Below are 25258 nucleotides of genomic sequence, written 5' to 3'. Positions count from 1 at the left end.
GCTACTTCGAGCGGCCGGTGAACTCCTCCATCGAGCGGTACACGCCGACGCCGTTGAGGAACATGTCGCGCAGCTTGATCGGCAGGATGCCGGACAGCGCCTTGTTGAGGCGGGAGGTCCACGGCAGGATCACCAGCGGGGTGCCGTTCTTCATCTCGCGCCACGAGGTGTCCACCACCTCGTCCTGCTCGAGGATCGGGGTGAACAGGAAACCCTTTGCGCCGTCGAACATTCCGGTGTTGATGTAGGTCGGGCAGACGGTGGTCACCCTGACGTGCTCGTGGCCTGCCTGCTCCAGCTCGATGCGCACCGAGTCGGACCAGCCGAGCGCCGCCCACTTGGAGGCCGCGTAGACGCTCATCCGCGGATTCGCGACCAGGCCTGCCGAGGAGGCGATCGTCAACACCCGCGCCTCGGTCGCACCGGCGACCATCGCGGGCAGGAATTCGAGCGTGACGTACATCGGGGCGTGGGCGTTGATCGCCATCGTCTTCTCGATGTCGGCCCGGTTCTCGGTCTCCCAGAAGTAGCTGTTTCCCCGGACGATGCCCGCGTTGTTGACCAGGATGTCGATGTCGCCGACCTCGGCGCGCACCGACGCCGCGGCCTCGGCGATGGTCTCGGGCACCGACACGTCGACCACGAAGTGGTGGATGGTGCCGCCCGCCGCGGTCAGCTCCGCGGCGGTGTCCTTCAGCGCTATCTCGTTGATGTCCCACAGCACCACCGCGGCCGCGCCCTCGCGCACCGCGCGCTCGGCGAAAAGCTTGCCGAGCCCCATGGCGGCGCCCGTGACCAGCACCTTCTTGCCCGCAACCGTGTCGAGTTTCATCCGTTCCCCATCCTGTCGAGTCCGCGAAAGTTATTTCTGGCGCAGTGTTTTCATGAGACCGAAGTACAAGGTCATGGTCTTGGCCCACAGCTGCTCGGACATGCCGGGCAGCGGCGCGATCGGCAGCATCCGCTGCACCGCGATCGTCTGGGTGTCGATGTATTTCAGCAGGCCTTCGGGGCCGTGCCTGCGCCCGGTCCCCGAAATGCCGAGTCCGCCGGACGGCGCGTCGGCGCTGCCCCATGCGGCGATGAAGCCCTCGTTGACGTTCACCGACCCGGCGTTGATCCGCGCCGCAACCGCGCGGCCGTGGTCGATGTCCTTGGTCCAGACGCTGGCGTTGAGGCCGTAAGCGGTGTCGTTGGCCTGCTCGACCGCCTCGTCGTCGCTGCCGACCCGGTAGATCGAGACGACCGGGCCGAAGGTCTCCTCCCGGTACACGGTCATTCCCGGCCGCACCCCGCTCAACACCGTCGGCTCGTAGAAGTAGGGCCCGAGGTCGGGGCGCGCGCGACCGCCCGCGAGCACCGTGGCGCCCTTGGCCACGGCGTCCTCGACATGCGCTCGGACCGTGGCCAATTGGCGCGGGAAGGTCAGCGAGCCCATGTCGTTGTCGTAGGTCAGCCCGCCGCCGAGCGAGATCCCCTCGACGTGCGTGACGAATTCGGCGACGAACTGGTCATACACCTTGTCGTGCACATAGATTCGCTCCATCGCTTCGCACAGCTGCCCGGCCGAGGCGAAGCAGGCGCGGATGGCGATCTTGGCGGCCCGCGACACGTCGGCGTCGGCGAGCACTACGAGCGGGTTCTTGCCGCCGAGCTCGAGCGAGTAGCCGATGAGCCGCTCCCCCGCCTGCTGGGCGATGGTGCGTCCGGTCGCGCTCGACCCGGTGTAGTCGACGTAGTCCGCGCGCCCGATCACCTCGCCGCCGATCACCGAGCCACGGCCGAGCACCGCCTGCCACAGCCCGCGCGGCAGCCCGGCGCGCTCGGCGGCATCGATCGCCCACAGCGCGGTCAGCGCGGTCTGGTTGTCCGGCCGCGCCACCACCGCGTTGCCCGCGACCAGGGCGGGCAGCGCGTCGGAGGCGGCGAGCGCGAGTGGATAGTTCCACGGCGAGATCACCGCGACGACGCCCTTGGGCCGGTGCCGCACGTCGACCTGGGTCAACACCGGAAGCACGCCGCGCGGCTTGCGAGTGGCGAGCAGTTTCGCGGCCACCTGCGCGTAGTACCTGGCGTTGACCGCGACGTCGCCGACCTCGTCGAAGGCGTGTGCCCGGGACTTGCCGGTCTCGGTCTGCACGATGTCGAGGACGGTGTCCTGTTCGGCGAGCACGATGTCGTGGAACCGGCGCAGCACCGCGGCACGCTCGCGGATCGGTCGCCGTGCCCAATCCTGCTGTGCTGCACGGGCTGTCGCAAAGGCCGTCTCGATATCGGCGGTGCTGGACTGCGGCAGGTCGGCGATCTTGCGGCCGGTGGCCGGCGCGAACACCTCGACGGAGGGCGCCCCGCCCGCGACGGCACGCGCGAGCAGCGGCTGCACCAGCGAGGTCGGCAGCGCGTCGGCGGCGGTGAGCGGGGAGGCGGTCGTCATGGTCGGCCCTCTCGATAGGACGGTCGGTCGCGCAGCGAGGACGGCCGCAAGGTAGCCGTCATTAACTGAACAATAGTGTTAGATTAATGCCCGTGTCGCGTCGCGTGTCAAGCTCTTCGTCATGGAACACAGCCATGACGGGCTGCGCTCTGTGAGGCAACACCAGGTCTTGCAGGGGGCATCGGGACCGAGCGGGGCGCAGTCATGAGCGAGGTGACGCGGCGGGGCAGACCACCGCAGACCCAGGAACAGGCCGACGAGGTCAGGGCGCGGATCGTGCTCGCGACCGCGGAGGTGTTCACCCGCAACGGTTCTCGCGGCATGAGCGTCGCACAGATCATCGAGCAGGCAGGCCTGGCGCGGCCGACGTTCTATCGCTACTTCGGCAATGCGCTCGAGCCGCTGCACGTCGTGCTCGACGCCTCCAACCACGGCCTCGTCGGCGGCATCCGGATCGCGTTGACCGGGACGGACGCGCCGGTCGAACTCGGCATCCGGCTGATCGACGCCTATCTCGGCTGGGCCAACGGCCACGGCGCCATGCTGCGCCCGCTCTTCGCCGAACTGCACGATCCGGCCTCGCCGGTGTCGGCCTACCGGGAACGCGCCTTCGACGATATTCGCGCGCTGGTCCGCGAGACATTCACCGAGCTTGGCCGTCGCGTGCCCAGCCCGCTCGATCTCGATGCGGCACTGCACGTCTGCGAGTACGTCGTCTACCGCGTGTCGGCGGGCACCGAGCCCGGCACCGAGCCCGATGCGGAAACCGTTGCCGCGGCCCGGCTTACGATGATCCGCGTGCTGCTGACCACCCTCGGCACCCGCGCCGACGTCGAGTACGCGCTGGAGCTGCCCGACATCTTCCCGCCCGCGCCCTGACGCGCAGCGCCGCCGGTGCGAGTTCGCATGGAGGTCAGTCCCTGGCGCCCACCGGCTCGGTCTGCCCGGCCCGCGCGAAACTCAGTGCGTCGTCGGCGATCGGCCGGTGCCGCAACGCCACCAGGTCACGCAGATAGTTCATCCGCAGCCGCCACGGCGCGCGATCGCCCTGGATCGGGAACTGATTCGCGGCCCGCAACACATACCCCGGCGTGAAGTTCAGGAACAACGATTCGGCGCCGACCGACGGGTCACGCACCGGCAGGCACCGCGCATAACCGTGCGCGTCCATGTGCCGCAGCAGCCGAACCAGATACTCCGACACCAGATCTGCCTTCAGCGTCCACGAGGCGTTGGTGTAGCCGATGACGTAGACGAAGTTCGGCACGTCGGACAGCATCATCGCCTTGTAGGCCATGTGCTCCGACAAGGTCACCGGCCGACCGTCCACCTCCAGCTCGACGCCGCCGAACGCGAGCAGGTTCAAACCCGTTGCGGTGATGACAATGTCGGCGTCGAGGGTGGCGCCGGAGGCGAGTTGCACGCCGGTCTCGGTGAACGTCTCGACCCGGTCGGTCACCACGTCCAGCCTGCCCTTACGGATGGCGCGGAAGAAATCGCCGTTGGGCGCCAGGCACAGTCGCTGATCCCACGGGTTGTAGCTCGGCGTGAAGTGCGTGTCGATGTCGAACCCCGGCGGCAGCCAGCGTTCCTGCCAGCCGCGGATCCGCTTGCGCATGTTCGCCGGATACCGTTGGCTCAGTTGATACATCACCGTGGCCAGCGCCACGTTCTTGGCGCGCGCGACCGCGTAGGCGGCGCGGGGCGAGAGAAAACGGCGCACCCGTAGCGCAAGGTTGTCGCGCTCGGGTGCGGAGATGATGTAGCTCGGGCTGCGCTGCAGCATGGTCACGTGCGCGCCCTGTGCGGTGAGCGCGGGGCCGAGCGTGACGGCGGTGGCGCCGCTGCCGATGAGTACCACCTTCTTGTTCGCGTAGTCCAGGTCCGCAGGCCAGAACTGCGGGTGCACAACGGGTCCGGTGAATCGGTCGACGCCGGGAAAGTCCGGGGTGTACGGCTCGTCGTAGCGGTAGTAGCCGCAGCAGGACAGCAGGAATCCGGCGCTGAAGGTGACGGCAGCGCCGGTGTCGGCGCGTTCGGCGTGCACGGTCCACCGGTTCTCCTCCGACGACCATTCGGCCCGAACCACCCGGTGCTGGAAGCGGATGTGCCGGTCGATGCCGCTCTCGGTGGCGGTGTCGCGCACGTAGTCGAGGATGGACGCGCCATCGGCGATCGCCTTGTCACCCAGCCACGGCTTGAACCGGTAGCCGAGGGTGTACATGTCCGAATCCGAGCGAATTCCGGGGTAGCGGAACAGATCCCAGGTCCCGCCGAGCGACTCGCGGCCCTCCAGGATCGCGTAGGTCCGCCCGGGGAACGCCCGCTGCACGTGATAGGCGGCGCCGATGCCGGACAGGCCGGCCCCGACGATGAGCACATCGATGTGCTCGGCGACGGTGGTCATCGCGGTCTCCTTTGCTGGTAGACATGCTGGTCCAAGCCTATCCACCGTGGCTGTATTCCACCGCAGCTCGACGCATCGCGCGCCGAGCCGGTCACCTCGAGCATGCTCGGCATTCGGGTTCCGCTCGGCCGCAACATAGTTGATTGTTTGACGATAAGAAGTCTTGCGCGAGATACCAAGCGGTATCCAATTGCATGCTTCGCAGTGAAGTCACTCACATTCGCTATAGAACCAGCCGCACCGTCGCCCAAGTCGGGAAGTTAGCCAACTATTCGCCGTAATGCGATGTCGACCATAGTCGCGCTGTGCGCATATCGCACAGCACACCGCTCGAAAGGTGTTGGCACCCGCGATCTTCCGCCCGCAAACACCTACGTGAGCAGGCTTAGCCAGTCGATCACCAGTTAGTGATACCTCACGAAACACCAACTCTTGGAATGGTGCACAAGGGCGTCTGTCGGGCGTAGGCATTCCTAGTTACCGTCGGGTAGTGTCCGACGCACCGAAGATCAGAGACGATCCGGAACCGTATTCTTTCGACGCTTTCAGGAGCGCGCGTGTCGCATTCTCGATTCGAATCCATCGGCGCCTATCTGCCTTCGAATATCGTCACAACCCAGGAGTTGCTCTCCCGGCTGAAGGAACCCCCGTCTTTCGATCTCGAAAAAATTACCGGTGTGCGGGAACGCCGGGTGCACGACACAGGTCCGGAGTCCTACGAAGACTCGTTCGCGATCGCCGTCAAGGCCGCGCAGGACTGTCTGTCCAGGTCGCGCTACGACGCAACGGAACTCGACGTGATCATCTCCACCTCGATCACCCGAAGCAACCACGCCACCCGGATGTACATGGAGCCGTCCTTCGCCGGGTCGATAAGCCGTCTTATCGGAGCGAAGAACGCCATTACCTTCGACGTATCCAACGCCTGTGCCGGAATGCTCACCGGCACTTATATTCTGGACCGGATGATCCGCTCGGGTGTCGTGCGCAACGGCATGGTGGTCAGCGGTGAGGCGATTACTCCCATCGCCGACACGGCCGTCGCGGAGATTTCCGAGAAATACGATCTGCAGTTCGCGTCGCTGTCCGTCGGCGACTCGGGCGCCGCGGTCGTGCTCGACCAGGCGGTCGACGACAACGACAAGATCCACTACATCGAGCTGATGACGGCCTCGGAGTACTCGCACCTGTGTCTCGGCATGCCGAGCGACAAGAGCCAGGGTGTTGCGCTGTACACCGACAACCGCAAAATGCACAACGAAGACCGCTTCCTGTTGGGCACCAACAGCCAGATCAACTACCTCGAGGCGCGGGGCCGCACCTTCGCCGACGAGAAGTTCGACTACGTCATCCACCACCAGTTCGGCGCCGCCGCGATCCCGTGGATGAACGCGATCTGCGAACGCGAATTCGGCACCCCGATGCCGCCGGATCTGCGGGTCATCGAGAAATACGGAAACACCTCGACCACTTCGCATTTCATCGTGCTGCACGACCAGCTCAGCGACCAGAACATCCCGGCAGGCTCGAAGCTGCTGATGATTCCGGCCGCCTCCGGCATCGTGACCGGCTTCCTGTCCACCACCATCTCGTCTCTGAAGGTCTGAGGTCAGCCATGGGCGTGTACATCAAGTCCACCGGAATCAGCCGTGCCACCGACACGTTCAGCAGTGTCGAGAACAGCGGCCGCGCGGCGAAGCAGAGCCTGGAGCGGGCCGGGGTCCGCCCCGACCAGATCGGCGTGTTCATCAACGCGGGCGTCTTCCGCGACTCCAACACCGTGGAACCCGCGGTCTCCGCGCTGATCCAGAAGGCGGCGGGCATCGGCCTGGAATACGCCAAGGACGATCCGCGGACCTTCTCGTTCGACCTGATGAACGGCGCGACCGGCGTGCTCAACGCGGTCCAGGTCGCCTCGTCCATCCTGACCACCGGCAGTGCCGGGCACGTGCTCGTCGTCGCAGGCGACGGTCACCCGTCGATGACGCGGTCGGCCGCCACCGACGACTTCCCTTACGCCACTTCGGGAGCCGCGCTGCTGCTGGCGCACACCGACGGGCCGGAGGGCTTCGGCAAGGTGCACACGGTGAACGGCGAGGGCACTCCCGCGGTCGAGGCGTATGTCGACACCGCGACCATGGGCAGCGTCGGGCGCGGCCTGATGACGGTCGAGCGCGAGCCCGACTTCGAGGACCGGTTGCTGAGCGTGGCGATCGAGGCCGCGCGAGCCGCGCTGCCCGCGCACAGCGACGTGACCGCCATCGCGCTCATCGCCTCGACGCCGAGCGCACAGTTCCCCAAGCAGCTCGCCGATGCCCTCGGCATCGACCAGGACGCGGTCCGCACACCGGATCTGGTGGACGGCGACCCGCACACTGCCTCGCTGCCACAGGCCTACGATCGGGCCGTCGCCGCAGGCACGCTGGCCGGGTTCACCGATGTGCTGTTCGTCGCGGCGGGCGCGGGGCCGTCGGCGGCGGCGGTGCTGTACCGGCTGCCCGGGGCCGCTGGGTGACCTCGCCGACCTACTGGGCGGCCATCGACCGGTTCCGTGCGTTCGCGCGCACGGAACCGGATCGGGAAGCGGTCATCTTCCCCGACGGGAAGACCGGCGCGGACCTGCCGTCCTATCGACACGTCAGCTATCGCGAGCTCGACGACTGGTCCGAGACGATCGCCGAGCGGCTCACCGCGGCCGGGGTCGGGTCGGGCACCCGCACCATCGTGCTGGTGCTGCCGAGTCCGGAGCTCTACGCAATCCTGTTCGGGCTCTTGAAGATCGGCGCCGTGCCCGTGGTCATCGATCCAGGCATGGGCCTGCGCAAGATGGTGCACTGCCTGCGCGCGGTCGAGGCGGAGGCGTTCATCGGCATTCCACCCGCGCACGCGGTGCGGGTGCTGTTCCGGCGCAGCTTCCGCAAGGTGCGGACCACGGTAACCGTTGGCAAGCGCTGGTTCTGGCGCGGCGAGCGGCTCGCGGCGTGGGGCACGACGCCGACCGGCGCCGCGCCCGAGCGGGTGCCCGCCGATCCAGGCGATGTGCTCGTCATCGGATTCACCACCGGCAGTACCGGTCCCGCCAAGGCGGTGGAACTGACGCACGGCAATCTCGCGTCGATGGTGGAACAGGTGCACACGGCCCGTGGCCGGGTCGCGCCGGACACCTCGCTGATCACGTTGCCGCTGGTCGGGATTCTCGACCTGCTGCTCGGATCACGCTGTGTGCTACCGCCATTGATTCCAAGCAAGGTCGGCTCGACCGATCCCGCGCACGTCGCGGACGCGATCGACCGGTTCGGGGTCAAGACGATGTTCGGCTCACCCGCGCTGCTGATCCCGCTGCTGCGGCACCTCGAACAGCAACCGACCGAGCTGAAGACGTTGCACAGCATCTACTCCGGTGGTGCACCGGTACCGGACTGGTGCATCGCCGGGCTGCGCGAGGTGCTCAGTGAGGACGTGCAGATCTACGCCGGGTACGGGTCCACCGAGGCACTGCCCATGTCGCTCATCGAATCTCGGGAGCTGTTCGGCGGGCTGGTGGAGCGGACGCACCGCGGCGAGGGCACCTGCATCGGCAAGCCGGCGGACCAGATCGAGGCCAGAGTGGTCGCCATCACCGACGATCCGCTGCCGACCTGGGCGCGGGTCGAGGAGCTCGCGGGCGAACTCGACTCCTCGCGCGGGATCGGCGAACTCGTCGTCGCCGGGCCGAATGTCAGCACGCACTATTACTGGCCGGAGGAGGCGAACCGGCAGGGCAAGATCGTCGACGGTGATCGGATCTGGCATCGCACCGGCGATCTCGCCTGGATCGACGACGACGGCCGAATCTGGTTCTGCGGACGCAAGAGCCAGCGGGTGGTCACCGCCGCAGGGCCGATGTTCACCGTGCAGGTCGAGCAGATCTTCAATGTCGTGGCCGGGGTGGCGCGGACCGCGCTCGTCGGAGTCGGCGCGCGGGGTGCGCAACGACCGGTGCTCTGTGTCGAGCTCGAACCCGATGCGGTGGCGGCGACGGTCGAGGCCGCGCTGCGGGCCCGCGGCACCGAGTTCGAGCTCACCCGGGCGATCGACGATTTCCTGGTGCATCCCGGGTTCCCCGTCGACATCCGGCACAACGCCAAGATCGGGCGCGAGCAGTTGGCGCAGTGGGCGGCACAGCGGATCGGAGCGGACGCAAAGCGATGAAAACAACAGCGCTGCGGGCGATTCCCGTACTCGGCTGGGTGTACCTGGCGGGCGGTGTGGTCGCGATCGCCACGAATCGGGTGCCGGGCAACCGGCTGCTGCGCGCCGCGTGGTGGATCGACGCGTTCCTCAGCGTCGTGGTGCACGCGGCCCAGATCCGGCCAGCACTGCGGGCCGCCGAAGGATCGGGCCGCTCCCCCGTCGAGACGGCGGTACTCACCCAGATCTTCGGAATGACCTGGTGGCGAACGCAACCCGAACAGGAGCAACCCCGATGAGTAAGGTACTGGTCACCGGCGCGTCCGGCTTCCTCGGCGGCGCGATCGTGCGCAGGCTGGTGCGCGACGGCGCGCACGATGTGTCGATTCTGGTGCGGCGCACCAGCAATCTCGCCGACCTCGGCACGGATGTCGACCGGGTCGAGGTCGTCTACGGCGATCTCACCGACCAGGCGTCGCTGGTGCAGGCCACCAACGGCGTCGACCTCGTGATCCACAGCGCCGCACGGGTGGACGAGCGCGGCACGCGGGAACAGTTCTGGAACGAGAACGTGCGCGCGACAGAGCGGCTTCTCGACGCCGCGCGACGCGGCGGCGCGTCCCGGTTCGTATTCATCTCCAGCCCGAGTGCGCTGATGGACTACGACGGCGGCGACCAGCTCGACATCGACGAGTCGGTGCCCTATCCACGCCGCTACCTGAACCTGTACTCGGAGACCAAGGCCGAGGCCGAACGCGCCGTACTGGCCGCGAATACCACGGGATTCACCACCTGCGCACTGCGGCCGCGGGCGATCTGGGGCGCGGGCGACCGGTCGGGGCCGATCGTGCGACTGCTCGGGCGCACCGGCACCGGGAAGCTGCCGGACATCTCGTTCGGGCGCACCGTGTACGCGTCGCTGTGCCACGTCGACAACGTCGTCGAGGCCTGTGTGCGAGCGGCGGCCTCGGATGCGGTGGGCGGCAAGGCCTATTTCCTCGCCGATGCCGAAAAGACCAACGTCTGGGAGTTCCTCGCGTCGGTCGCGACGGAGCTCGGCTATCAGCCGCCGACCAGGCAACCGAACCCGAAGGTGATCAATGCGGTGGTCGCCGTGCTCGAAACCGTCTGGCGGATACCGGCTGTCGCGACCCGCTGGTCGCCGCCGCTGTCGCGCTACGCCGTCGCGCTGATGACCCGCAGCGCCACCTACGACACCAGCGCCGCCGCTCGTGATTTCGGCTACCAGCCGATCGTCGACCGGGACAGCGGGCTGGCTTCCTTCCTCGCCTGGCTCGACACGCAGGGCGGGGCCGTCGAACTCACTCGAAACCTGCGCTGAACACGCTGCAGTACCGGAGGCAATCATGTACCCCGACAACGTCTTCCGTAGAAAGATCTCGCCGACCGAGCGCCTGTACTTCTTCACCAGGGAGGTGACGCCGCCTTTCCTGATGCACATGGCCGTGCACGGCACCGGCAGCATCGACCCGGTCGCGTTGCAGCGGGCGGTCGAGGTGGCGTCCGAGGCCAATCCCGGTGCGCGCCTGGTGCGCGACGGCGCCTACTGGGTGGACAGCGGCGTCGCGGCCACCGTGCGGGTGGTGCCGGACTGGACGTTGGACTACACAGCGCTGGAAAACGATGCGGTGCTGAACAGTCCGATGGGACCGACACCCGAACGGACCACCGAGGTGCTGCTGCTGACCGGCGCCGAGACCACCCTCGTGTTCCGGGTCTTCCACGGCGTGATGGACGGAATGGGCATGCGGATGTGGGCCGACGACGTGCTCCGCGCACTGCGCGGCGTCCCGCCGATCGGCGCGCCCGACGCGATCGCCGACACCGAACTGGTGGCGCAGGTCGGCGCCCCCGGCAGGCAGACCCTGGTGCTCCCGACCTATCCCGCACCGACCGGAACCGGCCGCCAAGATCCGCAGGCCGTGCGATGGTTGTTGCGACACCGCACCATTCACGCGACCGGAAAGGGCCTCGTCGCCCGGGTCTCCGCAATCCTGGCCGCGGCCAACGGGCGCAAGTCCCGCTTCATGGTCCCGGTCGACCTGCGCAGGCACGACCCTGCCCTTCGCTCGACCGGAAATCTCGCGCTACCACTGTTTCTCGACGTCGCGCCGGGTGACAGCTGGGACGCCATCAGCGCGCAGATGCGCACCGGATTGCAGGCCCGCACCGAACTCAACCAGCTCGACAACGGCGGCCTGTCGAAGTTCCCGCCCGCCGCGGTGCGCGCCGTGCTGCGGATGAGCAACTGGCTCGGCGCCAGGCTCAACCGGAACATGGTCTCGGCCACCGTGTCCCACATGGGCAAGGTCGACCTGGACGAGCTGGCCATCCCCGGCTGGACGCCGACAACGATGCGGGTGCTGCCGCAGCACACCGGGTCGATGCCGCTGCTGTTCGGCATGGTCGAGGTGCGCGGGAAGATCGAGCTGACGGTGTCGTGTCGCAACGGTGCCGGGATCGAATCGCGCCTGGAGGCCCTGCTCGACACGATCGCCAGCACACTGGAAGCCGATCTCGCGTCCCACGATTCGCCTGTCCGATGACTGCCGTTGCCCGACTGATCATCGCCAGGCCACGCACGATGCTCGCCGTCGTGGTCGGCGTGATGCTGCTACTCGGCCTGATCGGCGCGCACACCGCCGACAAGGTCAGCGCCGCCGGATTCACCGACCCGCACAGCGAGTCGGCGCTGGTCGACCGGCTGGTGCGCGAGCACTTCGGCCCGCAGACGCCCGACGCGGTCGCGCTGTACACGGCGCCGGACGGGCAGACACTCGACGATATCGGCCCGCGAGTGCAGCAGTCGCTGGCCACCATCGATCCGCGCCTGTTGCAGCGCCCGATCGAAACCTATTGGAACAGTGTGCCGCCGCGGAAACAGTTCATGAAGTCGGCCGACAACCGGCAGGCCATCGCCGCCGTCTTCCTGGCGGGCGACGACAACCGGCGGGTCGCGGCCTACCCCGATATCCAAGGGGCACTGGAAGTTCCCGGCGTCCCGACCAAGCTGTCCGGCTACAGCGCGCTGGCCACCCAGATCAACACCCAGTCGCAGCACGACCTCGTCCGGGCCGAATCCCTCTCGCTGCCGCTGACATTGCTGATCCTGGTGTTGGTGTTCGGCGGCCTGGTCGCCGCCGCGCTGCCGGTGGCGGTCGGGGCGCTCGCGGTGCTCGGTGCGATGGGCGTCATCCGGGTGCTCACCGAATTCACCGAGGTGAGTACCTTCGCGGTGAACATCGCCTCACTGATCGGGCTCGGCATGGCGATCGACTACGGGCTCTTCCTGGTGACCAGATTCCGGGAGGAGCTCGCCGGTGGGCACGCCATCGAGGCGGCGATCGCACGCACCTACGCCACCGCAGGCCGCACCGTCGCGTTCTCGGCGCTGCTGCTGATCTGTGCGTTCGCAGGCACTTTCGTCTTTCCACAGGCGGTGCTTCGCTCGTTGGGTTTCGGCGCGATCGCCGCGGTGGCGCTGGCCGCGTTCCTCTCGCTGACGGTGCTGCCCGCCTTGCTGGCACTGTTCGGCACGCGAATCGGCAAGGCGGGCAGCAAGGATCGGACCGAGCGTTTCTGGGGGCGGGTGGTGGACGCCGTGCTGCGGCGGCCCGGCGTCGTCACCGTCGTCGTCGGCGCGGTGCTGCTGGTCCTCGCCGCGCCGCTCACCGGTGCGACACTCGGCGATATCGACCATCGGGCGTTGCCCGCGGGCAACGAGATGCGCAGCACCGTTGAGGAACTCACGGCGCGCTTCCCTGCGGCGAGCAGCGGTGTCACCGCCGTCCTCCAAGGAGTCGACGGCCCGCCGCAATCGGCCACCGTCGACGGCGCGAGCACCGCGCTGAGCCACGTCGACGGCGTCAAACAGGTGCTACCCGTCGGCCGCGCCGACGATTTCGTGGTGTTCCACGCTTTCCTGGACGCCACCGATCGCAGCGAACGCGCGACGGCCACCGTCAAAGACATTCGGGCACTGACTCCCCCGGACGGCACCGTGTGGCGCATCGGCGGCGACACCGCGGCGACCGCGGACAGTGTCGATTCGATCGTGCGGGCCATGCCGTGGATGATCCTCGCGATGGTGACCGCCACCGTGCTGTTGCTGTGGGCGGCGTTCCGATCGATCGTGTTGCCGCTCAAGGCCGTTGTCATGGCGTTCCTCAGCCTCGCGGCCACATTCGGCGTGCTCACCTGGATCTTCGACGACGGCCATCTGGCCGGTGTGCTCGGCGTCAGCCCCGGTCCGCTGGCCGCGGGCATGCTCGTGCTGATCATCGCGGTCGTGTTCGGGTTGTCCACCGACTACGAGGTTTTCCTGCTGTCGCGGATGGTCGAGGCGCACACGACGGGCGCCGACACCGCGGGCGCGGTGCGCATCGGCACGCTCAAGACCGCGCGGGTGATCACCGCCGCCGCGACGCTGCTGATCATCGTCACCGGCGCGTTCACGCTTTCCCCGTTGACCCCCATGCGCTTTCTGGGCCTCGGCATGATCATCGCGCTGCTCATCGACGCAACCCTGGTCCGCATGCTGCTGGTCCCCGCGCTGGTCAAGTTGATGGGCCCGGCCAACTGGTGGACGCCGGGCCGCCGCCGTCGCCTCGTCCCGGCCACCGTCGAGCAGGTGACAGCGCCCGCCCCGATTCCCTGAATCTCCGCATCCGGCAACGCTGCTCAACCTGTTCGGCACGGCTGCCGTCCGAAACGCCCGATTCCACCTGCCCGAATCGACCGAGTTATCTGCGAATGTCGCGTTTGTGAACCAATCTTCGTACAGTTCGCCGCCACGCCGCCGCGAAGATTGCAATACATCCGATCTATACCCAGGCTTAGCTCCCATGTCTGCCCCCTGCCCCTCGTGCTCCTGGCCATCGCCGATGCTCGTCTCGACGCATGGTTCGGTGCGGTATCTGCGCTGCGTATGCGGCAGATGGCTGGTGGCGCACGGTGGCGGTGTCACCCTCGTGACCGGTCGACGAGCCTGCACCACCGCGGTGGTGCAGGCCGAACATCTGGAGCTGATCCCGCGCCCGGAGAGCTGATCGGCGCATACGCCAGGCGCTTTCGTCGATCAGAGGCCGTGGCGATGGTCGTTGCCCACCAATTCGCTGACCCGCGACTCGTTCTCAGCAGAGAACGGGTCGCGCCACGCGGCCACCGCCTGGCGGGTGTCCTCGGCGACCAGGTCGGCGTTGATCTGTGCCGCCGCGAAGGCTCCCGCTGCTGCCGCACCGCTGACCTGCGCGGAAAGATCGGTGACGTTGCCTGCCGCCCATATGCCTGGTGCTTCGGTGCGGCCGGTCGCGTCGACGGGAATGTGCTCGCCGAGACCGGACGGGTGCGCAACAGGCTGAAGTCCCAGTGCAGCAAGGAAGTCGGTGCGCGCACGCATCCACGACATGACCGTCACGGCCGCGCGGGGCACGACGGTGCCGTCGGACAGCCGCACTCCGGTAAGGCGATCGTCGACGACCTCCAGGGACGCAACCTCGCCGTCGACCACCCGAATACCGCGGGCGGCAAGCTGTTCCGCGTCGGCGACAGCCAGCGCGGGCATGGTGTGGGCGAAGAGCGTGACGTCGGGGCTCCACTGCCGGAACAGCAATGCTTGATGCACCGCCATCGGTCCGACGCCGAGCACACCGATTGCTTGGTCCCTGACCTCCCAGCCGTGGCAGTACGGGCAGTGCACGACGTCGCGGCCCCACCGCGCGCGCAGCCCAGGGATGTCCGGTAGTTCATCGACGAGGCCGGTGGTCACCAGCAGCCGACGCGCGCGGAATGCACGGCCGTCCGTCGTCGTCACCACAAAGCCGTCGGCCACCCGCGTCGCCGCGTCGACTCGGCCGTGCACCACGTCGCCGCTGTACTCGCGCAGTTGCACGCGGCCGCGCTCCAGCAACTCGCTCGGTGGGATTCCGTCCAGAGCGAACAGCCCGTGCACGCCCGACGCCGGGGCGTTGCGCGGCTCGCCCGCATCGAGCACCACCACCGAGCGGCGGGCGCGGGCCAGCATCAGCGCCCCGCTCAACCCGGCCGCGCCGCCACCGATAATCACCACGTCGTAGCCGTTTTTCTGCTGTTCAGTCATCATGACCACCTCCACGATCACCATGCGCGCACATGAAGCCGCGTGGCAATATTTGTTGCCGAATTGGCAAGTTGTCGAGACGGGGACCCGGCCAGGACTAGCGCACCCCACCCGAGAAAGCCGAATGACCGTTCGGTTGTGCGGAAAATCAGTCGAGCTCATACCTGCTGGTCGATAGACTCAGTGTCGTGGAGTGACGACCCGATGGCTAGTGCACCCGCCGAATGACGCTGCCCCCGAAGGGGTTTCAGCGGTGATGCGGGCCGCAGTTTCTTACCCACCTTCTGCAGGGACTACACGATGACCGACAAAACCTTCCTTTCGCATGTCGCAGACCAATTGACCGTGCTGCCCGGTGTGCGCGCCGTCACGCTCGGCGGTTCGCGCGCGCAAGGCACCCACACGCCGGACAGCGACTGGGACCTCGCCGTCTACTATCGCGACGGTTTCGACCCAGGACACCTGCGCGACATCGGCTGGCCCGGCGAGGTGTCCGAACTCGGCGGCTGGGGCGGCGGCGTCTTCAACGGCGGCGCCTGGCTCACCATCGAAGGCAGGAAGGTCGACGTGCACTACCGCGACCTCGACGTGGTCGAACACGAGCTCGCCGAGGCCAGGGCAGGCCGATTCCATTGGGAGCCGCTGATGTTCCATCTCGCAGGCATCCCGAGTTACCTCGTCGTCGCCGAGCTCGCCGTCAACCAGGTGCTGCGCGGGCGACTACCGAACCCCGAGTACCCGGAGGCGTTACGCGTTGCGGCGCCGCCGATTTGGCGGAACCGAGCCTCGATGACGCTGCGGTACGCGAGAGGTGCTTACGCCCGTCGCGGCCAAACCACCGAAGTCGCGGGCGCACTCGCCGTCGCGGCCATGCAGACCGCGCACGCGATCCTCGCCGCCCGCGGCGAGTGGACCACCAACGAAAAGCGGCTACTGGAGCGAGCCGGGCTGCGCGACATCGACACGATCGTGGCCGGGCTGCGGGTCGATGCCTTGGAGCGGGCGGTCAGCGAGGCCGAAACCCTGCTGACCGCCTGACACTCACTGTTCTGGGGCGAGGATCTTTCCCGTGTCGGCTACTCGGACCAGGATCGCCTCGACGGGGCAGGAATCGGCGACGTCGACGACCACGTCGTCCGGGTCGACGGTGTCGGCTCGTGGGCTGGAGCGGCCGTCGACGAGGGTGAAGTGGTCGGGTGCCATGCCGACGCAGACACCCGAGCCGAGGCAGGTGTCCCGGTCGACTTCGATACGCCACTGTTCAGGCATGCGAGTTCCATTTCACTGGAAGGGCTTTCGGGCCGCGTACCAGCAGGCCCGTCTTCCACGGTACGTCCTCGGCCGGTACCGCCAAACGCAATTCCGGGAAGCGTCGCAGCAACGTACCGAGCGCGACCTGCAACTCGAGCCTGGCCAGTTGGGCGCCGAGGCAGTGGTGGATGCCGTGGCCGAAGGCCATGTGCGGGTTGTGTTCTCTGGTGAGATCGAGGTCCTCGGGACGGTCGAACACGGCCTCGTCGCGGTTGGCGGACTGGGTGTTGACGACCACCGATTCGCCGGCGCGCACGATGATGCCGCCGCTCAATGTAACATCCTCGGTGGCGACGCGGGCGAATCCGCCGCCGGAGCCGAGTTGCACGAAGCGCAGCAGTTCCTCGATGGCGCCGGGCACCAGGTCCGGCTGATCGCGCAGCATGGCCCAGTTATCCGGTTGGGCGAGCAGCACATACGTGAAGTTGGCGATCTGGTTCGCGGTGGTTTCGTGGCCCGCGATCAGCAGGCCGATGCCCAAGTTGACCAGTTCGTCCTCGGTGAGCCGGTCCTCGTTGTCGCGAGCGGCGACCAGCGCGCCGAGTAGGTCGTCCGCCGGTTCGGCCCTGCGCTGCGCCACCACCTCGGCGAGGTAGGCCTCGAGGGCGGTACGCGCGTCGGCGATCTCGGCTCGGGTGTGCGCGGTGGTGGTCAGCACGGTGTCGGAGAAATCCCGGAATCGGTGCTGGTCTTGCGTTGGGACACCGAGCAATTCGCAGATCACGGTGACCGGCAGCGGCAGCGCGAGACCCTGCACCAGATCGGCCACCGGGCCTGCGGATTCGATCGCGGTGAGGTGTTGAGCCACGATTTCCTGTGCGCGCGGGCGCAATTGCTCGACCCGGCGGGTGGTGAATGCCTTCGCGACCAGCTTGCGGAGTCGGCTGTGCTCGGGCGCGTCCATGCTGAGCAGTGAGTTGGGGCGGGAGGGTTCCGGGGAGGTGCGGGGAATGTCCTCGCGGCCAACGGTGGCGGCGCGGCTGAACCTCGGGTCGGCGAGCACCAGCTTGGCGTCCTGGTAGCGGGTGACCAACCAGGCCTCGCCGCCATAGGGCAGTTGAACGCGGGAAACCGGCTCCTCCTGGCGCAGTTTCGCGTAGAGCGGGTGCATGTCGAGACGGACTGGTGCGCCGAAAGGATAGTGGCGCACCTCGGTGTTCACGGTCATGCAGTCTCCCTTCCCCGAAGCAGACAGGGGCATTGATTCGATGTAAGCACGTGCTTACAACATCGATGTTAGGGAGCTCACAATGGCCCGTCAACGCCCGGATTACGTTACGGCGGTGGGAAATTCACGTCCACACCGGCGAGCAGAACTTGCGCGGCGCGTAGCACATGACCGGCAACCACCGCCGGATCGGCGCCGGCCAAGGGTTCTCGGCGGTGCACCGAGCGCATCAACCCGATGCCGAGCAGCCAGGCGAGCAACAGGTCCGCACACAACTCGCTATCCGGCCCGTCCGTCAGCGACGACAGCGCCCGCACATACTCGTCGCCCAACTCCCGCCGAATCGCCGACACTCCCTCGTCGTGCCCGCTCGACCGCAACGCCGCCTGCAACCAATACCCCTGCGCCACCGAACCTTCCGGTGCCAGCGCTCGCGCGAGCAGCCGCCCGAACAGTCCGTCGACCGGCCCTTCCTCCAACACCCGCCGCCCCTGATCCGCAATCGCAGCCCGGAACAACTCGTCCTTGCTCCCGAAATACCGGAACAACAGCGCCTGATTCACCCCCGCCCGCCCCGCGATCTCCCGCACCGTAGCCCGCTCGAACCCCTTCTCCGCGAACAACTCCTGCGCCGCCCCCAACAACGCCGCCCGCGTCCCCGCCGAATCCCGCTTCCGACTCCCAGCCTCGTTCGCACTCTCCATTAAATCCTCCGGTCGCCAATCCCCCGGACCAGCAGCGTAAGCCAGGACAAACCGGACACGCGACCACCCACCTGCGTCAACCCCGCTGTCCAAGACAAGGGAACCGATCAGCCCGCCCGCGGGTCCAAGTATTCAAGGATGCGGGTGACCCCGGAGGCGGCACCCGCTTGGGGAAGCCGTTGTCTTCAATGAGATAGCGGCACAGCTCTTTCTATCTCTGCTATCCGCCGCGGCACCGGTGTCGTCGCCGGAGTCCTCGTCGGCCTGATCATCGCAGCAGGACCCGCGAACGCGATCCGCGTCTCCGACTGTGTCGAGGGCGGCGGCATCGTCGTCCGGTGCTCGGAGCAGCCGGTGACCAAGAAGGACAAGACCGTCTGCCCGGCACCGGGAAAGACGACCCGAATCTGGTGCGTCGGCGGCTTCTACGCCGGCCTCGAGATCCTCGACTCCGGCGGACATACCCGCTACAGCTTCAAGGAGTAGCGTTTGGGCTCTGACTCACTGTCCACCTCGGGGAAGGATCGGTGTGACGGCTACTGAGCGGGACGAGACCGTTACCACGGTGACCGGTGCTGCGCCGGGCGTGATCATCGCGCTGCGGCGGGCGGCGGCGATCGCCGCTGAGCACGGACACAACTATGTGGGGGTCGAGGATCTGTTGGCCGCACTGATCGAGGGGCCGCTGTCGCCGCTCGAAATGCATTGGCAGCGGCGGGGGCTCGGGGCGTTGAGCTTTGATGAGCTTCGAGAGTTGGTCGCGTCGATGGTGCCTGGGCCGGTTGTTGGTGCGCATGGGCCGGTTGAGCCTGCGCGTGTCACGTTCGAGGTGTCGGGTCGGCATGCCGAGGAGTTCACCGAGTTGATCAATCGCAACTCCTGATCCGCCCTCGGTGTTACGGCGGCGGGAGTCGGGTCAGGCGCCGAGAGCGGCGGCCAGGTGGGGCCAGGAGTCGTAGAGGTCGGTTTCGAATTGGCCCCAGGTGTGGGCGCCTTCGGGGCGGTTGACGTGGATGGGCGGGAGGCCCAGCGAGGTGAGGCGGCCCGCGAAGGCCGCAGTGCAGGCGCTGGCGATCGCTTCGACCGGCGGGAAGCCCAAACCGCCCTGGTCGATGGCGCCGTAGGTGCCGGTGGCCGCGGAGAGGTAGACGGTCTTTCCGGCTAGGGCGGCGGCGTTGACGTAGGCGTCGTGGGCGCGCCAAACGGCATCGCCTGCCGCGCCCCACATGTTGGCGGTGTTGCCGCCGCCGCGACTCACCTGGGCGCTGACCATCGCGATGCCGAGCGGGTCGGAGCTCCACGGGCAGCCGCTGTAGGCGGCGACCGCGCTGTAAATGTTGCCCGCCTGGATCGCGAGATCGATCGCGGAGCCTGCGCTCATCGAGACTCCGGCGATGGCGCTGCGGCCGGTGGTGCCGAGTTGTGCGTCGAGCACGGGCCGCAATTCGTGGGTGAGGTAGGTCTGCCATTTGGCGCGGCCGACGCGCGGATCGTCGGCGAGCCAGTCGGTGTACATGCTGTACGCGCCGCCGACCGGCATCACCACGTTGACGTGCTTGTCGGCGAAGAACTCTCGGACATGGGTGTTGTCCCACCACGAGATGCCGTCTTCGCCGCCGCCGATGCCGGTGAGCAGATACAGGGTGGGCGCGGGCCCGCCCGCGGCGCGAATCACCCTGTTGCTCACCACCTTGTCCATCGACGGCGAGTACACGTCGATCCGCGACACCGACCCACCGAGCGAGGCTTCCTCGACCACGTGCGCGCCGCCCGGCGCCGCACCGGCAGTCCCGACGCAGAGGACGGACGCCGCGACAGCGACCACCAAGGTACCGACGAAAACACCCAAACTCTTTGCAGCCGCCACTATTCCGTTATACCGCCGCAGCACCGCCAGCAAACACGAAGCGAGGCCCCAAATCCCATGGGCACCACCGCTGCCCCCGAAACCAGGGGCACCGCCGCCCTCCGAAGACGATCTGAACACCTTACGGTCGACAAATCATGCGATTTTCCCCGCGTGTCCGACAATTTTCCGAGAAGCCAAGCACGACAGCATCATCGGTGCGCGCAGTGTCTATTTCGGCAGGTCCAGGTGTTTTTACAACCACCGTCGACCAACAAATCTCCACCGAAATTTCGACTCGAATCGGCGAAAAATCGACACGCCACCCCAAAAATTTCGCCTCGAAATCACACCCGAGGGCTCCGCTGCCAACCGAAAAACGCTGAACCCGGCGTGCCGAAGGCCCCTTGCACCGCGTTCCCGCAGGACGGCGCGCCGAAGGCTGTTCATCAGCTGTGCATCAACCCTGTGCACCCGGCCCTATCCGAAATCGATTCGGAAAGGTAGGCTAGCGCGGCGCCAGCGCTGTCGGCGGTAAGTTAGCCGAGCAGCGCGCGGAGAATGCTTCGGTAGTCGACCGCGCGTCCGCGGTAACCAAGTGGGCCTTGCGCATGGAATGCTGTCCACTGAGTCCTTTTTCTACATCAATTCCGTGGACTGAAATCATCACCGAGTAAGAGGAGAAAATATGACACAGGGCGTCGTCAAGTGGTTCAACGCGGAGAAGGGGTTCGGCTTCATCGCGCAGGACGGCGGCGGACCCGACGTCTTCGTCCACTACTCGGCTCTCGGCGGGTCCGGGTTCAAGTCCCTCGATGAGGGTCAGCGTGTGGAGTTCGAGGTCGGCCAGGGCCAGAAGGGTCCGCAGGCCACGGACGTCCGCGCCATCTGATCTGGCCGGATTGGCGCTCCTCCCACGTTCGGTGGGAGGAGCACGCCACCCAGATGTTCGCCGCCCCGTGCGGCTTTTTTATTGGGATCGCGCCGCTTTCCAGACCGCGTACCGATCAGGCAGGCATACCGCGCACGGCCGGTAGCCCGCGCTGACCGCCGTCGCTTCGTCGGCGAAGAAGACCCGGTGCGCGCGATACGCACCGCGCGCGAGGGCGCGCAGCGCCGACGGACAGTCGAGGCGGCCGTAGATTTTGCCGCGCCGATGGCCGCCGTACCGTCCGGAAGTCAGGCTCAGGTACGGGCGACCGGCGGCGTCGAGCAACGTGTACACGCGACTATTGAGCGTCGTGCAGCACAAGCCCGAGGGTGTGCCGGATGCCGCCGCGGATCCGGCTGACACCGTGCCGAACGGGGGCACGTGACCAGCCGCGGCTCGACGGCGTCGGGCGATCGCGGGTGGTGAAGATCAGGCCGTGGCCCTGCTGCAGCACAGTGACCGTGGCTTTCGACTGCGCACGCGGCCGTTGTTCGACGAGCAGGAACTCACCGCCCGTGTGGTCGATGCCCGGCCGATCCAAGCCGATCACCACCTGGAGCGGAAACACCAGATCGCCGTAGAGGTCGCGGTGCAGGGCGTTCCAGTCCCCCGCGGTGTAGCGCAACAGGATCGGGGTCGGCTTCGACTGCCCGGCGGCATGGCATGCGCCGAGCCAGTCCGCGAAGTCGTCGGGCCACGGTGCCGGGTCACCGAGCCGTTCGGCCCAGGAACGGGCCACCGGCAACAGCTTTCGATAGAACGCGCCACGCAATACCATGATCAGCTCGGGCACCGGCTCGGCGAAGTATCGATAGGTGCCTTGACCGAACCGGTAGCGCGCCATGTCGATGGTGGAGCGGAATCGCGCTGTGTTGTCCCACATTTCGGTGAACTCGGCGCATTCGTCGGGTGTCAGGAGCGGGCCGGTTTGCGCGCAACCGTACGCGTCGATCTCCTCCATGAGATCGGGCCACGGCTCCGCATCCACTCGATCCGCCACTGTCGCAAGGGTATTTGTGTTTTCCATACCGCCTCCAAGGTCAGCGGGTTGCCTGGCGGCAACAAATTTCGGACTGCTTACGCCGCTTCCAGCGTCAGCAGCGTGGTTTTCGCTTCGATGCCGCCCACGTACTGGCCGATCGATCCATCGCTGCGCACCACTCGGTGGCACGGAATCACCACGGGCAGTGGGTTGTGCGCGCATGCCGACCCGACCGCGCGCACAGCACGCGGATTGCCGACCGCGGCGGCCACCGCGGCGTAGCTGGCACGCCGTCCGTACCCGATATCGGAAAGCTGCTCGATGACCTGACGACGGAATCCGCCGGTCAGCTGCAGATCGAGCGGCAGGTCGAAACGTGTTCGGGCCCCGGCGAAGTACTCGTCGATCTCCCTGGCCACGGCATCGAGGCGGGCGGGCGCGGCGAGCACCCGCGGGCTGACCCGTTCAGCGAGCGTGGTCAATACGGCGTCGTGGTTCTCGTTGGGGTACGCGACCCGCACCAACCCGACCGGGGTCGCCGCGAGCAGCAACGTGCCGACAGGGGTATCCAGTGTGCGGTAAGCGATATCGAGCAGGCCCTCGGCCTGCGCGGCGGCCGCCAACCGGCGGTGCAGTGCGGCGAGCTGTTCGGCGCTGTCGGAGGTCAAGCCCTCGAACAGCCCGTTCGCATCGCCGCGGTCAATGGTAGCCATCATGTCTCATCCTTCAGGTAGAGCTTGCGCAGCGTCTTGATGCCGTCGGCGGCGGCGCGGCGCGCGGCGTCGGTGGAATTGCCGAGCAGTTCAGCGATTTCGGCGTGCGGTAGGCCCGCCAGGTAGTGGTAGGCGACGGCCTGACGTTGCTTGGGCGGCAACACTTTCAGCGCTGCCCACAGGTCAGGGTCGTAGTCGGCCGGACCACGGTCGGTGGCCGGGCGGTCGGGCAGTGTCTCGGCCGGGACGGGGGCGCGGGTGAGCGCGCGGCCGATGTCGATCGCGCGCCGGTGCGCGATGGTGACCAACCATGCCTCGATGTTCGCGTCGGGGTCGAGGTCCGGATAGGCGCGTAGCGCGGACAGGAAAGTCTCCGACCACGCGTCGGCCGCATCTGTCGGACCGAGCACCGCCCGGCAGACACGTAATACCATCGGGCCGTATTCGGCCACTACTTCCTCGAACGGAGGCAATCTCACACTGGGTAGACGCGCGGGTCGCCGGAAACGTGAGATGCGCTGGTCATCGGCTGTTCTCGACAGGCCGGGACAACCCGCTGGCGCGCAGCACCCGGCGTGCGATACCGGCCCTGATGGACTCGTCGGTGCCGATGATGCGGACGTGGCGGCGGGCGCGGGTGATCGCCGTGTAGAGCAGTTCCCTGGTGAGCAGCGTCGATTCCGGTTCGGGCAGCACCACCGAGACGGTGTCGTACTGACTGCCCTGACTGCGGTGGATCGTCATCGCGAATACCGTGACAACAGCCGGGAATTGGGTGGGGTGTACGAGATACGGCTCACTGCCGCGTTGCAGCGCCGCGCGCAGCGAACCGTCGGGCATGCGCACCACGACGCCGGTGTCACCGTTGTAGATGCGGGCCTCGTGATCGTTGGCGGTGACGAGCAGCGGTTGGCCGGGATACCAAGGCGCGGAATGCGACTCGGCACCAGCACCCGCCGCGGCCGCCCATTCGCCTGCCATCCGGTCCCAGCGTTCGACGCCGAATGGTCCCTGGCGGTGCGCACACAGCAGGCGGTGCGATTCGAGTGCGGTGAGCGCGCCGGTCGCGTCACCGTCGAGGGCAGCGGCGGTCACCTCGCGGGCGGCGCGCACGACATCCGCACGCACCGCGGCCATCTCGTCGGGCGCGCTCAGCGACAGTTCGTCGCCGCCCGCGCGCAGCAGCTCGAGTGCGGTGTCGGCATCGCCTGCGCGGACCGCGACCGCGAGATCGGCGATCCGGCCGCCGAAGCGACGACCCCTGGTCAAGCGAACGATGCCGCCGCGCAGGCGGGTTCGTTCCAGTGTGGACAGTGCCGCCGGATGCTGTTCCTGGGTCGCGGATTCCGGCGAGTCCGCGCCGAGGATCTCGTCGAGCAACGGGTTCGGCAGGCCGGCAACGGGTCCCGCGACGAGGTCGGCGAGCACCGCGCCCGCGTCGACCGAGGCGAGCTGATCCGGGTCGCCGACGAGGACGAGCCTGGTGTCCGGGCGCAGCGCGGCGAACAGCCTGCTCATCATGGTCAGCGACACCATGGACGTCTCGTCGACGACGATCACGTCGTAGGGCAGTCGGTTGAACTCGTGGTACTTGAACCGGGTGGTGCGGCCGCGCTGCCAGCCGAGCAGACGGTGCAGCGTGGCCGCGGTGAGATCGGGCAAGCCGAGTGCGTCGGCTTGTTCGCGGACCGCCTCCTGCAGGCGGGCCGCCGCCTTGCCGGTCGGCGCGGCCAATGCGATACGCAGTGCGGGCAGTTTGGGATTCGCTTTGCGGTGCGCGTCGAGCAGGCCGATGATGCGCGCGATGGTGTGCGTCTTGCCGGTGCCGGGTCCGCCCGCGACGACCGTGGTCCAGTGCGTCGCGGCAAGTGCGGCCGCGAGGCGCTGCCGGTCCGGTGTGCCGGGGGTCGGCGCGTCGAACAGCCGATCCAGTTCGCGGCGAATGATATTCGGGTCGACCACCGGGTGCTGCCCGGACCGCTCGGTCAATACCCGGCGGACCGTCTGCTCCTGCTGGTAGTACCGGTCCAGGTAGAGCAGCGGACCCGAGTCGTCACGATGCTGCGACTCGACCAACCGCAGCGGGCACAACGGCCCTGCCTGCCCGCCGGTCACCAGCGGGCTCACCCGCAGCGCGGCCACCACCGCCTCGATATCGGGCCACGGCAGTGTCGCCGGATCGATCCGCTCACCCGTATCCCAGGTTTCGTCCGCATCGATGCCGATCTCCCGCATCCGGTGCAGCTCGAGGCAGACCGATCCGGACCGCACCGCGCGCACCGCGAGCGCCGCCGCGAACAGCACCTCTTCGGTCTCCTCGCGGCCGAGCCTGCCCAGCCGCACCGCGACATGCACGTCCGCGGCAGACAGCACACCCGCCTCGTTGAACGTCCGCAACAACCCGGTCCCCCGCTGCGCCAACTGAATCGACGTCACCGCGCACTCCCCTCACCAGCAACGCACCCCGACTGATC

26 protein-coding genes are annotated in these 25258 nt (G+C 67.6%); 13 read left to right on the top strand and 13 right to left on the bottom strand.

The features are described 5' to 3' along the window. Position 1: 1 nt before the first annotated feature. Together ACGFNJ_RS27135 and ACGFNJ_RS27130 are read right to left on the bottom strand one after the other, a co-directional pair. Complete coding sequence (locus ACGFNJ_RS27135) at positions 2–832, bottom strand: SDR family NAD(P)-dependent oxidoreductase (protein ID WP_393453803.1); 831 nt, start codon at positions 830–832, stop codon at positions 2–4. Positions 833–862: 30 nt separating this feature from the next. Continuing rightward, the gene (locus ACGFNJ_RS27130) at positions 863–2434 is read right to left on the bottom strand and encodes a succinic semialdehyde dehydrogenase (protein WP_393453800.1); all 1572 of its coding nucleotides are present in this window, start codon (positions 2432–2434) and stop codon (positions 863–865) included. A gap of 204 nt (positions 2435–2638) precedes the next feature. Between ACGFNJ_RS27130 and ACGFNJ_RS27125 the strand changes: the two genes are divergently transcribed. Next, positions 2639–3313: a TetR/AcrR family transcriptional regulator gene (locus ACGFNJ_RS27125; RefSeq protein WP_393453797.1), complete on the top strand. Its 675-nt coding sequence runs from the start codon at positions 2639–2641 to the stop codon at positions 3311–3313. A 34-nt stretch (positions 3314–3347) separates the two neighbouring features. Here the strand turns inward: ACGFNJ_RS27125 and ACGFNJ_RS27120 are convergent, their stop codons facing one another. Beyond that, positions 3348–4841: a flavin-containing monooxygenase gene (locus tag ACGFNJ_RS27120; protein ID WP_393453794.1), complete on the bottom strand. Its 1494-nt coding sequence runs from the start codon at positions 4839–4841 to the stop codon at positions 3348–3350. Between the two features lie 557 nt (positions 4842–5398). Between ACGFNJ_RS27120 and ACGFNJ_RS27115 the strand changes: the two genes are divergently transcribed. The 8 genes from ACGFNJ_RS27115 (at position 5399) to ACGFNJ_RS27080 (ending at position 14080) form a co-directional block, all read left to right on the top strand. Continuing rightward, a complete protein-coding gene (locus ACGFNJ_RS27115) occupies positions 5399–6448 on the top strand; it encodes a 3-oxoacyl-ACP synthase III family protein (RefSeq protein ID WP_393453791.1) in 1050 nt (349 codons plus the stop codon). 8 nt (positions 6449–6456) lie between these two features. Beyond that, positions 6457–7356, top strand: coding sequence for a hypothetical protein (locus tag ACGFNJ_RS27110; protein ID WP_393453788.1), 900 nt, complete (start codon positions 6457–6459; stop codon positions 7354–7356). Next, positions 7353–9032: a fatty acid CoA ligase family protein gene (locus ACGFNJ_RS27105; RefSeq protein ID WP_393453785.1), complete on the top strand. Its 1680-nt coding sequence runs from the start codon at positions 7353–7355 to the stop codon at positions 9030–9032. Before ACGFNJ_RS27110 ends, ACGFNJ_RS27105 begins: the two co-directional genes overlap by 4 nt. Next, positions 9029–9310, top strand: coding sequence for a hypothetical protein (locus tag ACGFNJ_RS27100; RefSeq protein WP_393453782.1), 282 nt, complete (start codon positions 9029–9031; stop codon positions 9308–9310). Before ACGFNJ_RS27105 ends, ACGFNJ_RS27100 begins: the two co-directional genes overlap by 4 nt. Next, the gene (locus ACGFNJ_RS27095; protein WP_393453779.1) at positions 9307–10353 is read left to right on the top strand and encodes an NAD-dependent epimerase/dehydratase family protein; all 1047 of its coding nucleotides are present in this window, start codon (positions 9307–9309) and stop codon (positions 10351–10353) included. The genes ACGFNJ_RS27100 and ACGFNJ_RS27095 overlap by 4 nt, the downstream gene beginning before the upstream one ends. Positions 10354–10378: 25 nt before the next feature. Continuing rightward, positions 10379–11578 carry a peptide synthetase gene (locus tag ACGFNJ_RS27090; protein ID WP_393453776.1) on the top strand — a complete coding sequence of 400 codons (1200 nt, stop codon included), beginning with the start codon at positions 10379–10381 and terminating at the stop codon, positions 11576–11578. Then, on the top strand, positions 11575–13689 hold the full coding sequence (locus tag ACGFNJ_RS27085; RefSeq protein ID WP_393453773.1) for an MMPL family transporter: 2115 nt from the start codon (positions 11575–11577) through the stop codon (positions 13687–13689). Before ACGFNJ_RS27090 ends, ACGFNJ_RS27085 begins: the two co-directional genes overlap by 4 nt. 226 nt (positions 13690–13915) lie before the next feature. Continuing rightward, positions 13916–14080, top strand: coding sequence for a hypothetical protein (locus ACGFNJ_RS27080; protein WP_393453770.1), 165 nt, complete (start codon positions 13916–13918; stop codon positions 14078–14080). A gap of 29 nt (positions 14081–14109) precedes the next feature. Here ACGFNJ_RS27080 and ACGFNJ_RS27075 read toward each other — a convergent pair whose 3' ends face one another. After that, the gene (locus tag ACGFNJ_RS27075; RefSeq protein ID WP_393454200.1) at positions 14110–15129 is read right to left on the bottom strand and encodes an NAD(P)/FAD-dependent oxidoreductase; all 1020 of its coding nucleotides are present in this window, start codon (positions 15127–15129) and stop codon (positions 14110–14112) included. Positions 15130–15429: 300 nt separating this feature from the next. Between ACGFNJ_RS27075 and ACGFNJ_RS27070 the strand changes: the two genes are divergently transcribed. Next, entirely contained in the window at positions 15430–16167 is a 738-nt protein-coding gene (locus tag ACGFNJ_RS27070) for a nucleotidyltransferase domain-containing protein (RefSeq protein ID WP_393453767.1), read from the top strand. A 3-nt stretch (positions 16168–16170) separates the two neighbouring features. Here ACGFNJ_RS27070 and ACGFNJ_RS27065 read toward each other — a convergent pair whose 3' ends face one another. From ACGFNJ_RS27065 to ACGFNJ_RS27055, 3 genes are all read right to left on the bottom strand, one after another. Further along, positions 16171–16398: a ferredoxin gene (locus ACGFNJ_RS27065; RefSeq protein WP_393453764.1), complete on the bottom strand. Its 228-nt coding sequence runs from the start codon at positions 16396–16398 to the stop codon at positions 16171–16173. Next, a complete protein-coding gene (locus ACGFNJ_RS27060) occupies positions 16391–17608 on the bottom strand; it encodes a cytochrome P450 (protein ID WP_393453761.1) in 1218 nt (405 codons plus the stop codon). Before ACGFNJ_RS27060 ends, ACGFNJ_RS27065 begins: the two co-directional genes overlap by 8 nt. 107 nt (positions 17609–17715) lie before the next feature. After that, positions 17716–18312 carry a TetR/AcrR family transcriptional regulator gene (locus ACGFNJ_RS27055; protein ID WP_393453758.1) on the bottom strand — a complete coding sequence of 199 codons (597 nt, stop codon included), beginning with the start codon at positions 18310–18312 and terminating at the stop codon, positions 17716–17718. Between the two features lie 354 nt (positions 18313–18666). Between ACGFNJ_RS27055 and ACGFNJ_RS27050 the strand changes: the two genes are divergently transcribed. Next, a complete protein-coding gene (locus ACGFNJ_RS27050) occupies positions 18667–18798 on the top strand; it encodes a hypothetical protein (RefSeq protein WP_393453755.1) in 132 nt (43 codons plus the stop codon). 43 nt (positions 18799–18841) lie between these two features. Then, positions 18842–19195 carry a hypothetical protein gene (locus ACGFNJ_RS27045; RefSeq protein ID WP_393453752.1) on the top strand — a complete coding sequence of 118 codons (354 nt, stop codon included), beginning with the start codon at positions 18842–18844 and terminating at the stop codon, positions 19193–19195. A gap of 33 nt (positions 19196–19228) precedes the next feature. Here the strand turns inward: ACGFNJ_RS27045 and ACGFNJ_RS27040 are convergent, their stop codons facing one another. Next, on the bottom strand, positions 19229–20179 hold the full coding sequence (locus ACGFNJ_RS27040) for an alpha/beta hydrolase (RefSeq protein ID WP_393453749.1): 951 nt from the start codon (positions 20177–20179) through the stop codon (positions 19229–19231). Between the two features lie 667 nt (positions 20180–20846). Here ACGFNJ_RS27040 and ACGFNJ_RS27035 point away from each other — a divergent pair. Continuing rightward, positions 20847–21050, top strand: coding sequence for a cold-shock protein (locus ACGFNJ_RS27035; protein WP_069166293.1), 204 nt, complete (start codon positions 20847–20849; stop codon positions 21048–21050). A 78-nt stretch (positions 21051–21128) separates the two neighbouring features. Here the strand turns inward: ACGFNJ_RS27035 and ACGFNJ_RS27030 are convergent, their stop codons facing one another. From ACGFNJ_RS27030 to recD, 5 genes are read right to left on the bottom strand one after another with little or no spacing between them, the layout of a single operon-like run. Beyond that, positions 21129–21383: an Ada metal-binding domain-containing protein gene (locus tag ACGFNJ_RS27030; protein ID WP_393453746.1), complete on the bottom strand. Its 255-nt coding sequence runs from the start codon at positions 21381–21383 to the stop codon at positions 21129–21131. Positions 21384–21387: 4 nt separating this feature from the next. Beyond that, the gene (locus tag ACGFNJ_RS27025; RefSeq protein WP_393453743.1) at positions 21388–22116 is read right to left on the bottom strand and encodes a 2OG-Fe(II) oxygenase; all 729 of its coding nucleotides are present in this window, start codon (positions 22114–22116) and stop codon (positions 21388–21390) included. A 50-nt stretch (positions 22117–22166) separates the two neighbouring features. Beyond that, on the bottom strand, positions 22167–22784 hold the full coding sequence (locus ACGFNJ_RS27020) for a methylated-DNA--[protein]-cysteine S-methyltransferase (protein ID WP_393454197.1): 618 nt from the start codon (positions 22782–22784) through the stop codon (positions 22167–22169). Then, a complete protein-coding gene (locus ACGFNJ_RS27015) occupies positions 22784–23257 on the bottom strand; it encodes an RNA polymerase sigma factor (protein WP_393454194.1) in 474 nt (157 codons plus the stop codon). Before ACGFNJ_RS27015 ends, ACGFNJ_RS27020 begins: the two co-directional genes overlap by 1 nt. 49 nt (positions 23258–23306) lie before the next feature. Continuing rightward, the gene (recD, locus tag ACGFNJ_RS27010) at positions 23307–25220 is read right to left on the bottom strand and encodes an exodeoxyribonuclease V subunit alpha (protein ID WP_393453740.1); all 1914 of its coding nucleotides are present in this window, start codon (positions 25218–25220) and stop codon (positions 23307–23309) included. Positions 25221–25258 lie beyond the last annotated feature (38 nt).

Origin of the sequence: Nocardia sp. NPDC049149, from assembly GCF_043197455.1 — a bacterium.
Lineage (GTDB): Bacteria > Actinomycetota > Actinomycetes > Mycobacteriales > Mycobacteriaceae > Nocardia.
This window is presented reverse-complemented; position numbering and strand designations above follow the sequence as displayed.

Coding starts and splice junctions, on each gene's coding strand:
- ACGFNJ_RS27125 (WP_393453797.1), top strand. CDS start 2,639: ATGAGCGAGGTGACGCGGCGGGGCAGACCACCGCAGACCCAGGAACAG.
- ACGFNJ_RS27130 (WP_393453800.1), bottom strand. CDS start 2,434: ATGACGACCGCCTCCCCGCTCACCGCCGCCGACGCGCTGCCGACCTCG.
- ACGFNJ_RS27060 (WP_393453761.1), bottom strand. CDS start 17,608: ATGACCGTGAACACCGAGGTGCGCCACTATCCTTTCGGCGCACCAGTC.
- ACGFNJ_RS27120 (WP_393453794.1), bottom strand. CDS start 4,841: ATGACCACCGTCGCCGAGCACATCGATGTGCTCATCGTCGGGGCCGGC.
- ACGFNJ_RS27080 (WP_393453770.1), top strand. CDS start 13,916: ATGCTCGTCTCGACGCATGGTTCGGTGCGGTATCTGCGCTGCGTATGC.
- ACGFNJ_RS27075 (WP_393454200.1), bottom strand. CDS start 15,129: ATGACTGAACAGCAGAAAAACGGCTACGACGTGGTGATTATCGGTGGC.
- ACGFNJ_RS27025 (WP_393453743.1), bottom strand. CDS start 22,116: ATGGAAAACACAAATACCCTTGCGACAGTGGCGGATCGAGTGGATGCG.
- ACGFNJ_RS27065 (WP_393453764.1), bottom strand. CDS start 16,398: ATGCCTGAACAGTGGCGTATCGAAGTCGACCGGGACACCTGCCTCGGC.
- ACGFNJ_RS27035 (WP_069166293.1), top strand. CDS start 20,847: ATGACACAGGGCGTCGTCAAGTGGTTCAACGCGGAGAAGGGGTTCGGC.
- ACGFNJ_RS27055 (WP_393453758.1), bottom strand. CDS start 18,312: ATGGAGAGTGCGAACGAGGCTGGGAGTCGGAAGCGGGATTCGGCGGGG.
- ACGFNJ_RS27135 (WP_393453803.1), bottom strand. CDS start 832: ATGAAACTCGACACGGTTGCGGGCAAGAAGGTGCTGGTCACGGGCGCC.
- ACGFNJ_RS27070 (WP_393453767.1), top strand. CDS start 15,430: ATGACCGACAAAACCTTCCTTTCGCATGTCGCAGACCAATTGACCGTG.
- ACGFNJ_RS27020 (WP_393454197.1), bottom strand. CDS start 22,784: ATGGCTACCATTGACCGCGGCGATGCGAACGGGCTGTTCGAGGGCTTG.
- ACGFNJ_RS27090 (WP_393453776.1), top strand. CDS start 10,379: ATGTACCCCGACAACGTCTTCCGTAGAAAGATCTCGCCGACCGAGCGC.
- ACGFNJ_RS27095 (WP_393453779.1), top strand. CDS start 9,307: ATGAGTAAGGTACTGGTCACCGGCGCGTCCGGCTTCCTCGGCGGCGCG.
- ACGFNJ_RS27085 (WP_393453773.1), top strand. CDS start 11,575: ATGACTGCCGTTGCCCGACTGATCATCGCCAGGCCACGCACGATGCTC.
- ACGFNJ_RS27110 (WP_393453788.1), top strand. CDS start 6,457: ATGGGCGTGTACATCAAGTCCACCGGAATCAGCCGTGCCACCGACACG.
- ACGFNJ_RS27100 (WP_393453782.1), top strand. CDS start 9,029: ATGAAAACAACAGCGCTGCGGGCGATTCCCGTACTCGGCTGGGTGTAC.